Source organism: Prevotellamassilia timonensis (assembly GCF_900106785.1).
Lineage (GTDB): Bacteria > Bacteroidota > Bacteroidia > Bacteroidales > Bacteroidaceae > Alloprevotella > Alloprevotella timonensis.
In genome coordinates, this window is the sequence record NZ_LT629839.1 from 1 (window position 1) to 12,732 (window position 12,732).

Consider the following 12,732-nt stretch of genomic DNA (forward strand, 5'->3'; position numbering starts at 1 on the left):
GAAGTTAAGCCCAACCGCGCCGATGGTACTGCACACCCGCGGGAGAGTAGGTCGCCGCCAACTTTATTTTCACAGCCTCTTTCAGTGTCACAACTGAGAGAGGCTTTTTATTGTCCCAACATCTCTGCGCGTTTGCACATCTGCATATTTGCACACGTATTTGCACATCATCTCCTGCACTTCCCCAAGCACAAAACGCAAGCACTAATGGGGGCGACGCGTCTCGCGTCGGGACAGAGAAAGGAAGGTAAAATGAACTCTACTAAATAATAGCTGCATCTTTTTCCGACGCGAGACGCGTCGCCCCCATTAGAGCTAGCGTTTTGAGCTAACGTTTAGAGTTAGCGTTTAGAGTTAGCGTTTGGTGATAGCGTTTAGTGCTTGCGCTTTCATTCAGATTGACAGGTTGAAAAGTGGATTAAGGACGCAAGCATTGCCTATCTGTACATCAGCACATCAGCTCGCGATAACGAGCATGAGTGTCTGACCATTAGCATATTACACACATTGTCATATTAGCCATTCGTACCTCTGCACATTTGCGAGCGATAGCGAGCGTTACCACAATTATTTTTATTAACTTTGCACTCATGATAGCTACGCTTTCAATAGTCATTCCAACTTATAACCGCGAATGCACAACATTGGTGCGTTCACTTCAGCTGCAGGCCGAGAATATAGACGGCTTGCACTATGAGGTATTGGTAGCCGACGACGGGTCGACCGACAGTGCGGTGAAGCAAGCCAACCGCATGATACGCGATTGGGACAACTGCCGTATGATAGAGTTGGAACAGAACATTGGAAGGGCATGTATACGCAATTATTTGGCACGCGAGGCCAAGTACCCCTACTTGTTGTTCCTCGACAGCGATGTGCAGGTTGTCGTGCCCGACTACCTGTCGCGTTATTTGCGCTGCAAGGGCGATGACGTAGTGTATGGTGGCGTGTGCATTGTGCCCAATGCCGAGCTTGCCGCACACAACTTGCGCTACCGCTATGAGTTGGCTTGTGAGCCACGCCACAGCGTAGAGCGCCGCAAGGTGTCACCCTATCAAGGCTTTCGTACGAGCAATTTCCTCATGCGTCGTGACGTGCTGCTTTCGCACCCCTTCGACGAGCGCATAAGGCATTACGGCTATGAGGACGTGCTCTTTGGTCGCACACTGTTGGCCGAGGGCATACCCGTCAAGCACATTGACAACCCTGTGGCCGTTGATGACTTTGAATCAAACGAGGCATTTCTCAACAAAACCGATGAAGGCCTGCGCACACTCTTGACGTTAGCCCCCGAAATGCGCGACTACACCAACATATTGCGTTGTGCAGACAAATTGCACCGCTGGCATGTGGTGACGCCCCTCCTGCTGTATTACCGCATCTTTGGCGGCTGCATGCGTCGCAACCTGACTGGCACACAACCCAGTGTCCGGCTTTACAACCTGTACAGGCTCTGCAATTACCTGTTGTTGCAGCAAAGTAAGAGCCGCGAAGCATGAAGTTGTAAACCTATTGTATAATAATCACATAATTATATTATCGTCAGCACATTACCTAATCGTAGTGTGCTGTTTTCTCGTTTATATATCCTACCTTTGTGGGTGGTTATTGTATAGAGAAGGAAAACAAATATAAACAATATGAACAAATCCCCATTCTTAACGATGTTACAGTCCGTGCTCTTATTGTGTATAGGGCTGTGCATGAGCTTGCCCGTCAGTGCGCAACTCAAGCAAGTGACCCAGCTCAAGAGCGGTACCTATTACCGCATCAAGACGGGTAATCACAATTCTGGGCAAACTGCGCAGCAAACCCCGTATCTGGCCGATGTGGCAGGTGTTGTCAAGACACAGGCGCTCAACACCACCTCGGGCGATGCCGACGCACAACTGTGGCTGGTGAAAGCCGTAGCCGGAAAGTCCGATTACTACACTGTACAGAACAAGCAGACGCTGAAATATCTGCAAGGCACCAACGACAACGCTTCGCAGATAACGACCGTTGACGCCGCGACCGAAGTCTATGTGCCCAAAAACACCAAAACGGGCGACGCCCGCACATGGTTCAACATCATGACCAGTGCCAGTGCCACTTACAGCTATAATTGGCGCGGCGACAACACCGTGCGCGGTTGGCAGCCAAATGACGGCGGAACGACGGGTTTGACAGGTTCGGAGTGGGGCTTTATGTACGACTATACCGAGGCTGAAATCGACGAGGAACTTGCCGCTTTAGGCCAAGTGCGCCCCGTGGCAGGTGACAAAGTGTACCGCATATTCAACTATTCGAGCAAGTTCGCCACAAATACACTCTATGAGTACAACGGCATGCTGGGCAGTGTGACCGATGGCACCGAAACCGATGCGCAGTATTGGCAACTCATTGACCAAGGTGACGGCACCATAGCCTTGCAAAACCTTATGACGGGCCACTATGTGCAGTCGCTCAATGGTACGAAAGACGTGCAGTTCCAAATGGGTACCCAGGCTTATGGCTTCAGCATAGGCATGAACATGAAAGTTTTTGCCACAGGATATGCATACGACATAGCCGATACGGAATCGGGTGGCAGCATGTTAGGTCTGAATTGTACAGACAAGCCCAATGGTGCCATATATAGCTGGACATTGAGTGATGGTAATACTGACCTCAACTCGCTGTGGGTGTTCAAGCCTGCGGAGCTGACAGACGCCCAGATAGCCACCATCAAGGCCAAGCGCACCAACTATGTAAAGGACGACTATCTGACCGATTTGCTGCAATATGGCAAGATGCGCATCAAGTCGCGCCGTGCTGTAGATGCTTCGTTAATGCCTTATGTAACAGACATAACAGGTTTGACAACCGACGATACCTCAAACGGCACCTGCCGCATGCGCGCTGCCCTGACTGATGCCAGTGAGGCCAACCGCCAGGTGTGGATAGCCGAAAAGACCAGTGACGGGGGCTACACCTTCCGCAATTACTATACGGGCAAGTACCTCAACTATACCAATACGGGCGAAGCCCGCACCTTCTACATACGCTACAATCCCGACAATGCCGACAGCCAGTACTACGTACACCTGTCTGATAAAGCCGATTTTTCAGACAAAGGCCTGCACTATCAAGTGTATGGTGATGTGGTGATGGGTTGGAATGTCAATGAAGTCAAAGACTATGCGGGCTGCGACTGGTTGTTCGAAAAGGTAGACGACTTGACAGACGATGTAGTGCGCAATCACTTTGATGCGCAGAACGACCGCTTGACAGCAGTGCCCGACGCCAACCAATGGGTGACTCTGCGCGATATATATGGCACCGTGATGGCCGAAAACCTTGCTACGGGCCAGGGTGACGCCGCCACGTATAATGCAGCGAAATTTGCCCAATATTGGCGTTTCGTGCCAGTTGAGGGCAAGGAAGGCCATTATCAGTTGCAAAATGCCTTGACGCAGCACTACATGAATGCTGCGGCCTTCAACGCGCGCAACTATGTGACGGAGAATGAAACCGATGGTGGCTTCAAGGTGGCCCAGGTAAGCAGCTTCTCGCGCTTCTCTACCCACTTCGACATAACCCTCAATCAGCAGCCCACGCATGCACTGCACAGTTCGCAGGGGCGTATCGTGGTGTGGAACAGTTATGCCCATGACCGCTCAAGTGCTTCGGTGTGGAGCATTGAGGCAACCAGCTTTACAGATGACGAACTGGCTGCCGCACGCCAGGAGTATCTTGCCAACAATGGCGAATTGGGCAATGCCGATACTTATAACACAGCTCTCGCCACCTTCTTTACCGATGCCGCATGCACCCAGTTGGCCAGCGCATACCAAAGCATGACCGACAACGAGCTCAAGCAGGCCATGAACACGGCCGGCATTACCTCATCAGTACTGCAGGACATGGCGCTCAAGGTAAAGAACAACTCGTGGGCCAAGTGGGAGAAAATATTCCGCGTGCGCAACATTGAGCCATACACCAATCCCGACACATGGAACAGCATTCTTAAGATAGGCTATCCCTACAGCTACCTCAGCAACCCGACGGGCATTTGGGGCAAACTCAATCAATTGGTTTACGTGTTTGTGGGAGCCGACATTCCCGAAGGCAGCACCGTCAACCTGCGTGCTGTGACCAAAACCGACAGCCAGGGCAACAGCACTCAGCTCAAAAAGGGACTCAACATTGTGCGCCTCGACGATGCCTCGGCCCTGTACGTACACTACGAGGTAGCCACGAGCGATGCCGCCAACTCAAAGAAGTGGCGCGACTATCCCGACATTCCCGTCCACATCGAGGGTGGTGAGGTAGACGGCTACTTTGATGCCACACGTGCCGGCATCGACACCGACGAGGCCTGGCAGCAGATGGTGAAGGACGGCCTCTTTGTCAAGCCTTTTGCCATGATGAAGGGCACCAACGTCATTTACCAAATGAACTGCGATTTGACCAAAAATATCATTCCCGTAAAGATGCGTGAGATAGTAGACTTTTGGGACTGGATGGTGGGCGTGCAGCACAGCATGATGGCTGTAAACGAGTATAAAGACCGCTGGCGCAACATGCTCGGTTTCTACTCAGTTACTTACAACTACATGTTCGCCTCAAGCTATGGCACCTATTACAATGAGAGCACGCTTGGCGAAATTCTCAACTACGACAAAATGTCTGTGGGCGGCGGTTCGCTCTGGGGTCCGGCCCACGAGGTGGGACACAACCACCAGGGGCTGATCAACATGATTGGCTGTACCGAAATATCAAACAACCTCTTTGCACAAGCCGTGGTACACCAAAACGGCAGGACCTCAACCCGCCTCCAGCATCGCAAATTCCGTGATGTGGCTAACCTCTACGCCGCAGGCACAAGCTGGCACGACTACAATCTGTGGGACCGCAACACCATGTACCTCAAGCTCTACCTCTACTACGAGGTGGCAGGCCACTATCCCGGCTTCTGCAGCGAACTCTTCCGCCAGCTGCGCAAGGACCCCCTCAACCACGGCAGAGGCTCGCAGCAAAATCCCATACCGGCCTCGGAGGACTTTCTGAAATTCGCCGTCAAGGTGTCAGACATAGTGAAGGAAGACCTCTCAGAGTTCTTCCAGGCCTACGGTTTCTTTGTGCCGTTCAGCACTCGCGTCATAGGCGACTACGGCAACTATTACACCGTTTGTACGCAGGAGATGATTGATGCCGCCAAGGCGCACATGAAGCAGTACAGCAAGCCCAAGGGCAACCTGCTCTTTATTGAGAACCACATCAAGCACGAGCCAGCCCAGGACCACGACGGCAATTATCTGTACGACAAGTCAGGCAACCTCATACTGCGCACCGATTTTGACTCTGAAGATGCAGTAGGCAAGTGCGGCGATGTAGGCTCATACTCCGACTTCACTGCCGGCCACTACGCCTCGGGCTACACCTACACCCGCCGCGACAGCACCATCACCATGAAGGGCGAGGGCGCAGTAGGCTACAAGGTGTACGACAACGAGGGCAACCTGCTCTACTTTGCCAACACCAACACCTTCACTCTGCCGCAAAGTGTGGTCAATGCCCTGGCCGCCGACGGCAAGAGCATGGTAGTAAAGGTAGCACAGCCCGATGGCACAGACGTTACTCTGCCCGCACCGGGTGCCACCACCTACACGCTCAAGGTGTACCATGCCGACGCCCTGTCTGCCGACAAGAGCAACACCGTCTACACCGATGGCACAGTCGCCACACTGCCTACCCTCGAGGGCAATACCCTGGCCTACATACAGCCCAGTGCCAACGCCTTGCCCGCCACCTTGACCGAGGCAGCCAACATCGTTGACGCCGCTACTGCCACCGCGCAGAATGTAGTCATCACCGACAAGGCCGACTTCTACGCCCCCACCGACTTCACGGCTGCCACACTCACCTACAACCGCCAGAACACGGCCGGCTACAACAGCGTGTGCTTGCCCTTTACCACCGAACCTGCCGACTTTGGCACGGGAGCGATAATCGAGCAGTTCAGCGCCCTCACCACCGGCACCGACGGAGCAGAGGCACTGCAGTTCATAGCCGCTAACGGCGAACAACCCGCAGGCCAGCCCTGCCTGGTATACAGTCCCGACAATGTGACCGAATGGCAAATAACCAAGCACGATGCCGCCGTAGTGGCCAATCCGCTCAACACCCCAGCCGCCGAAGGCACATTCACAGGCACCTTTGTCAACGGCACCATAGGCGCTGGCAAGTACAAGCTCAATGCCTCAGGCACCGCCTTTGGTGTCACCACCCCGGCCGGTCGCGTCACAGCCTTCCGCTGCTACTACGCCCCGTCGACTGCAGCCTCGCAGCGCGCCCTGCAGGTAATCCATGCCGACGGCACCGTTACAGCCCTACCCAGTGCCCTTGCCGGCACCCCCACCACTCCCGTCACCATTCACGACCTCAGCGGCCGCCGCATCAGCACCCCCGCTATCCCCGGTCTGTACATCATGAATGGCAAAAAGGTAATAATAAAGTAAACGCAACACCACCTCTATAATGAAAAAGAAACACTACGAACGTCCCCACTCACAGGGCGTATTCCTCCACACCGAAGGCCTCATAGCCACAAGTGGCGGCAATGGCACAGCGAACCTCCTCATCAAGCCCAATGAGAATCCTGATGATTCCGACAAAAGTCCCTCCCAATTATTCGGCACCACCACAGGGTGGGGCGGTGAAGAATAAAGCACTAACCGGATAGTAATATAGGCCACGGCCGCGCAATCCTTCTATGATTGTGCGGCTGTGGTGTTTATTGGTGCGATGTCTTACCGCACAATAGCCACCATTGCCATCACCCCACAAAATAGTAAGTTAACTAATAGGGTGTTCAGAATAGGCATCAAAAGCGAGACCATTTTTTGGGCATTTTAAGTTGCCAGAAACGCGCTACCACCCAACGCAAGCTCTAATGGGGGCGACGCGTCTCGCGTCGGGATAGAGAATAAAGAAAGGAGGGAAATACGAACTCTACTAAATAATAGCTGCATCTTTCCCCGCGGGACGAGGCTGCTGAAAAAGACCCGACGCGGGACGCGTCGCCCCCATTAGAGCTTGCGTTTCTTCAAGCGCCCAACGCTACTACCAAACGCAAGCTCTAATGGGGGCGCAGTTAGTGTGCAATGCTTTGTCCCTCTCACTCCTTCCTCTTTACCCAATACATAGTGCCGCGGCTGCTGCGCTTGCGCGGCACGCCGAGTTGTATCAGTTCGCGCCCAAGCGTGGTGGGGGCTGCATTGCGCACCAGACCACGCATATCGCGCTTTAATGATTGGAATATGGCGGTGGCCGTCAACCATTCGCCGCCAGCCACATATCCTTCGCTCACCTCGTAACAACGTACAAAACACTCGCGTATGGGCGACGATTGGTAGAACAGGCGGTTGTGCTGCTGTATGGCCGCCTCCTCGGCGTGGGTAAAATAAACCGGCTCGCCCGACAACACCTCGTGTAGCAGCTGCGCGTAGAGTTGTGCATAATCAAGAGGCGTGTCGCAGTCAATCACCTCACGCACCTCCTGACAGTAAAAACGGCGGCTGCCCGAGGGGTCGGTCAGCAGGTCGTAGCGGTTGCTTGTGCCAATGAACGAGGCCACACGTGGCAGTTCGCTGAACCCGCTGGCATAGGGGCGGCGCGACTGCATGGTGCCAAGTTGCACCAGGTTCTTGAGCTTGGCGGCATGACGCTGGCTGTAACGGTCAAACTCGTCTAAGTTGACAAGTGCAAAACGCGACAAGGCCAGTTCGAGTCTGTCGTTGCCCGCCAATTCAAATTTGTCGGTGTAATAGCGGCGCAAGTCATCGGGCAGCAACATACGGCAGAACGTGCTCTTGCGCAAGCCTTGCTCCTCGCTCACAAGCAGCGGAATCATGGCATTGCCCCCTGTGGCATTGGCCGCGGTGCTGAAAGGCGAGCCGCAAGCAGTACCCCGTCCGGCACCATACCAGCCCGCCACCATGCCGCGCAACCAGCGGTGGAACACGGTACACCATAGTGCATCGTGGCTCACACGCATGGCCAGGGGCGTCACGCGGTCGCGCCCGTCCCATGCGGGCAATGATTTCAAGTAACTCGTAAAGGGGTGGTAAGGCGTCATATAGCTTGACTCCAATATGCGGTCGACGTCGTTGTTCCACACCATGCAGCCGCGTTTGTGCAGGTCGATGACAATGGTGTTGCGCACCAGTTTGCTCACAGGCACAAAGGGTGCATCAGCATCGTTGTGATGGCGTATTTCGGCCACACGGTCCAGCACATTGTAGCGTGTGTCGTACATCTCGTCAACCATCTGCATGGCACGTTCTGTCAGGGTGCACGAGGTTTCGCACGCGCTATCTTCATTCGTGGCGTGTGGTGTGATGTCCGAGGTGTTCAGTGCTTGCACATTGTTTGCCGCAATGGGGCTGTTGGTGGCTGGGGGCTGTACAGTTGCCTCCACGCCCTGTTGTTTTGCCGCGTTTCGCTCGTCAAGTCGTTCAATCACGCGGCACGCTATGCGGTCAATCAAGGCATCAATGCCTTCGTGCATAATTTGCTGCACAAATTGCAGCATGGTTTGTTTTGTTGTCATGGGTATTATACAATTTGGTTAGTTCAACGGCAATAGAGGGCTGCATTGCCGTAATTTTCAAGCATCGCAAATCAGCTATTCTTAAATGTGAATGCAAAGATACTGCACGAGGCAGTGCAGATGCAAAAATAGTGTACAACTTGTACACTATTTTTTGCTTCAGATGCCATTATGTGTTTCCCCTTCAAACTGTCTGCATATTGCACTCTGTGGCGTAATGCGCTGATTATCAGTCGAATTTAGTGTGTATGTATCATGCAAATCAACCCACACAACCATTTGCGTCATACACTCACGACGGGTAGTGAAAACACTTATGGGCATGAGAAATGTCAGTTGCTCTGACTGATATTTCCCATGCCCATAAGTGTCATGCCGGGGTGCTGCTGCCCGAATGCCTTTAGCCGTGTGTTGCACGGGTGGTGTGCAGGTGGTGTGCATGCACATTAAGCATATACATACACTGCGTATTGTGTTGTAAATCAAGCGTTTTAAGCAATAAGTGCAGTGTGCAGGCAGTTTCGTGTTTTTTTGTGTGTAGTGTGTTTAGGTTGGTGTTCAGAATTATTTTAGACTATTGCTGTGTGGTAAAGATCCGATGGGTAGGGAGTTCAAAATTGGCATCAAAAATGAGACCGTTTTTGGGGTGTTTTAAGTTGCCTGAAACACGCTGCAAAAAAACGCAAGCACCAAACGCAAGCACTAATGGGGGCGACGCGTCCCGCGTCGGGATAGAGAGAAGGGAAATACGGACTATACTAAATAATAGCTGAATATTTTCCCGACGCGGGACGCGTCGCCCCCATTAGAGGTAGCGTTTGGTGCTTGAGTCCGTTTGCATGTTTATGTTTTACCGGACAGTCATATTTTTGGGGCACCTGCTTAACAGCTCGATAGATGAAACTTTGAGGTGTCGCGTCAGTCCTCCACCAGCCACTCCTCGATGGTGCCCGTTTGCGACGAAAAGCTTGCTCCCACCTTGTGCAGGTGGCGCTTGTCGGCAGCATAGGGGCGGGCGTAGCCACAGGTCTCAATTTGTGCCAGGGCCTCGGCCGCTGTGCCGTCCAGTTTGAACTCAAATATGTACACGTGTTCGGGTGTTTCGATAATGCAGTCGGCGCGTCCCTCGCTCTGCTGTTTTTCAGTCAGCACAAGGTAGGTGCTCATCAGTCTGAACATCAGGTAGAAAGTGTAGTGAAAGTAGCGCTCCCTTTCACGCTCATTCTCCTTGCGCCGCATCGAGTAGGGAATGCTTGCAAAGAATGCCGTGAGCTGCTTGTGCAGCAAGTTGAGGTCGCCACTTTCGAGCGTCGTCACCCAGTCCATGGCCGTGGTAGCCGTGTCGCGTCTGATTTGCAGATAGCTGTTGGCCAGCAGACTCACGAATCCCTCCTTCACCTCGTTGTTCGGCAAGTCGAGCATGTAGGTGCCAAACCTCGGGTTGTAGCTTTTGATGGTGAGGTAGCCGCTTTGGTAAATCATGGCCAGCGGGTTCTCGATGTCCGCCTTGTAGTCCACAAAGTCGGCCGGCCGGTAGTAGTGCCCTGTCAGGTCGTTAAGGTTCTCGTGGTTATGCTTGAGCAGTCTGATGAGGTAGGTTGGTGTGCCCGTGGCAAACCAGTAGCTTCTCAGTTCCTGTTCGTTCAGCGCATTGAGCACGCTGAAAGGGTTGAACATGTCCACCATGCCCCGGCTGAAGTGGTAGCCGTCGTATTGCTTGACCAGGCGTTCGATCATCTCCTCCTTGTCCAGCCCCAAGGCCAGTGCCATGTTGGCCACCGGCTCGTCGAGCTGCGTTATCAGTTCGTCCTTGGTAATGCCGCAAATGGCATCGTACTGGCGGTTCATGCTGATGTCCATTGGCTGGTTAAAGCCGCTGAACACGCTCACCTGCGAGAACTTGGTCACGCCCGTGAGCAGCACAAACTGCAAGTGCGCATCGGCCGCCTTGAAGGTGGAGTAGAAGCCCTTGAGCGTCTCGCGGTTGCAATCCTCGATAAGGCGCATTTCGCCGTTCATCTCCATTTTGAAGTCCGTGTCCATCACGTCGAGCAGCGGCTTGTCGTACTCGTCAATCAGCACCACGCAGCGTTTGCCCGTGGTGTTGTGCACGTGTGCCAGCAATTCGCAAAACCTTTGGCCGTAGGTATAATCTGTGTTAGGCTGAAAGCCATATTGCTTTTCCCAACTCTCGACAAGTCCCTTCACAATGCCTTGCAAGGCCCCGGCCTCAGTAAAGTTCGTGCCGTTAAAGTCCACATGAAACACCGGGTAACTTTCCCAATCCTTCTCCAGCGCATCGATGGCCAATCCCTTGAACAGTTCGCGCTCCCCCTTAAAGTAGTATTCGAGCGTCGACACAAGCAGGCTCTTGCCAAATCGCCTCGGGCGACTCAGAAAGTAGGTCTTTCCGCCTTTCACGAGCTGGTAAACCAAGTCGGTCTTGTCTATGTAGAGATATCCATCTTTGATGATGCTCTTAAAGTCTTGTATGCCAATGGGAAATTTCATAATTTCAGAGATTATAGGTTTATCGGTTCAAAACGGTTCACCATGCGTCAGTCCTCCACCAGCCACTCCTCGATGGTGCCCGTTTGCGACGAAAAGCTTGCTCCCACCTTGTGCAGGTGGCGCTTGTCGGCAGCATAGGGGCGGTTGTAGCCACAGGTCTCAATTTGTGCCAGGGCCTCGGCCGCTGTGCCGTCCAGTTTGAACTCAAATATGTACACGTGTTCGGGTGTTTCGATAATGCAGTCGGCGCGTCCCTCGCTCTGCTGTTTTTCAGTCAGCACAAGGTAGGTGCTCATCAGTCTGAACATCAGGTAGAAAGTGTAGTGAAAGTAGCGCTCCCTTTCACGCTCATTCTCCTTGCGCCGCATCGAGTAGGGAATGCTTGCAAAGAATGCCGTGAGCTGCTTGTGCAGCAAGTTGAGGTCGCCACTTTCGAGCGTCGTCACCCAGTCCATGGCCGTGGTAGCCGTGTCGCGTCTGATTTGCAGATAGCTGTTGGCCAGCAGACTCACGAATCCCTCCTTCACCTCGTTGTTCGGCAAGTCGAGCATGTAGGTGCCAAACCTCGGGTTGTAGCTTTTGATGGTGAGGTAGCCGCTTTGGTAAATCATGGCCAGCGGGTTCTCGATGTCCGCCTTGTAGTCCACAAAGTCGGCCGGCCGGTAGTAGTGCCCTGTCAGGTCGTTAAGGTTCTCGTGGTTATGCTTGAGCAGTCTGATGAGGTAGGTTGGTGTGCCCGTGGCAAACCAGTAGCTTCTCAGTTCCTGTTCGTTCAGCGCATTGAGCACGCTGAAAGGGTTGAACATGTCCACCATGCCCCGGCTGAAGTGGTAGCCGTCGTATTGCTTGACCAGGCGTTCGATCATCTCCTCCTTGTCCAGCCCCAAGGCCAGTGCCATGTTGGCCACCGGCTCGTCGAGCTGCGTTATCAGTTCGTCCTTGGTAATGCCGCAAATGGCATCGTACTGGCGGTTCATGCTGATGTCCATTGGCTGGTTAAAGCCGCTGAACACGCTCACCTGCGAGAACTTGGTCACGCCCGTGAGCAGCACAAACTGCAAGTGCGCATCGGCCGCCTTGAAGGTGGAGTAGAAGCCCTTGAGCGTCTCGCGGTTGCAATCCTCGATAAGGCGCATTTCGCCGTTCATCTCCATTTTGAAGTCCGTGTCCATCACGTCGAGCAGCGGCTTGTCGTACTCGTCAATCAGCACCACGCAGCGTTTGCCCGTGGTGTTGTGCACGTGTGCCAGCAATTCGCAAAACCTTTGGCCGTAGGTATAATCTGTGTTAGGCTGAAAGCCATATTGCTTTTCCCAACTCTCGACAAGTCCCTTCACAATGCCTTGCAAGGCCCCGGCCTCAGTAAAGTTCGTGCCGTTAAAGTCCACATGAAACACCGGGTAACTTTCCCAATCCTTCTCCAGCGCATCGATGGCCAATCCCTTGAACAGTTCGCGCTCCCCCTTAAAGTAGTATTCGAGCGTCGACACAAGCAGGCTCTTGCCAAATCGCCTCGGGCGACTCAGAAAGTAGGTCTTTCCGCCTTTCACGAGCTGGTAAACCAAGTCGGTCTTGTCTATGTAGAGATATCCATCTTTGATGATGCTCTTAAAGTCTTGTATGCCAATGGGAAATTTCATAATTTC

At 53.3% G+C, this 12,732-nt stretch carries 6 protein-coding genes; 3 read left to right on the forward strand and 3 right to left on the reverse strand.

Annotated elements, in window-relative coordinates; all coding sequences use genetic code 11:
- Window positions 1-590 precede the first annotated feature (590 nt).
- The 3 genes from BQ5453_RS00865 to BQ5453_RS00875 all read left to right on the forward strand — a co-directional run bounded on the left by BQ5453_RS00865 (window position 591) and on the right by BQ5453_RS00875 (window position 6,690).
- The gene (locus BQ5453_RS00865; protein ID WP_071121749.1) at window positions 591-1,499 is read left to right on the forward strand and encodes a glycosyltransferase family 2 protein; all 909 of its coding nucleotides are present in this window, start codon (window positions 591-593) and stop codon (window positions 1,497-1,499) included.
- A 141-nt stretch (window positions 1,500-1,640) separates the two neighbouring features.
- Entirely contained in the window at window positions 1,641-6,482 is a 4,842-nt protein-coding gene (locus BQ5453_RS00870; protein ID WP_083361073.1) for a M60 family metallopeptidase, read from the forward strand.
- Between the two features lie 19 nt (window positions 6,483-6,501).
- Entirely contained in the window at window positions 6,502-6,690 is a 189-nt protein-coding gene (locus tag BQ5453_RS00875; protein ID WP_071121751.1) for a hypothetical protein, read from the forward strand.
- Between the two features lie 451 nt (window positions 6,691-7,141).
- On the opposite strand, the gene BQ5453_RS00880 is transcribed toward BQ5453_RS00875, so the two are convergent.
- The 3 genes from BQ5453_RS00880 to BQ5453_RS00895 all read right to left on the reverse strand — a co-directional run bounded on the left by BQ5453_RS00880 (window position 7,142) and on the right by BQ5453_RS00895 (window position 12,726).
- Entirely contained in the window at window positions 7,142-8,575 is a 1,434-nt protein-coding gene (locus BQ5453_RS00880; protein ID WP_071121752.1) for a VapE domain-containing protein, read from the reverse strand.
- A 918-nt stretch (window positions 8,576-9,493) separates the two neighbouring features.
- Entirely contained in the window at window positions 9,494-11,086 is a 1,593-nt protein-coding gene (locus BQ5453_RS00890) for an ATP-binding protein (protein WP_071121754.1), read from the reverse strand.
- A 47-nt stretch (window positions 11,087-11,133) separates the two neighbouring features.
- The gene (locus BQ5453_RS00895; RefSeq protein WP_071121755.1) at window positions 11,134-12,726 is read right to left on the reverse strand and encodes an ATP-binding protein; all 1,593 of its coding nucleotides are present in this window, start codon (window positions 12,724-12,726) and stop codon (window positions 11,134-11,136) included.
- Between the last annotated feature and the right edge of the window lie 6 nt (window positions 12,727-12,732).

What these genes read in the sequence shown, in the direction of transcription:
- BQ5453_RS00890 (WP_071121754.1), bottom strand. Translation starts at nt 11,086, where the DNA reads ATGAAATTTCCCATTGGCATACAAGACTTTAAGAGCATCATCAAAGAT.
- BQ5453_RS00880 (WP_071121752.1), bottom strand. Translation starts at nt 8,575, where the DNA reads ATGACAACAAAACAAACCATGCTGCAATTTGTGCAGCAAATTATGCAC.
- BQ5453_RS00875 (WP_071121751.1), top strand. Translation starts at nt 6,502, where the DNA reads ATGAAAAAGAAACACTACGAACGTCCCCACTCACAGGGCGTATTCCTC.
- BQ5453_RS00870 (WP_083361073.1), top strand. Translation starts at nt 1,641, where the DNA reads ATGAACAAATCCCCATTCTTAACGATGTTACAGTCCGTGCTCTTATTG.
- BQ5453_RS00895 (WP_071121755.1), bottom strand. Translation starts at nt 12,726, where the DNA reads ATGAAATTTCCCATTGGCATACAAGACTTTAAGAGCATCATCAAAGAT.
- BQ5453_RS00865 (WP_071121749.1), top strand. Translation starts at nt 591, where the DNA reads ATGATAGCTACGCTTTCAATAGTCATTCCAACTTATAACCGCGAATGC.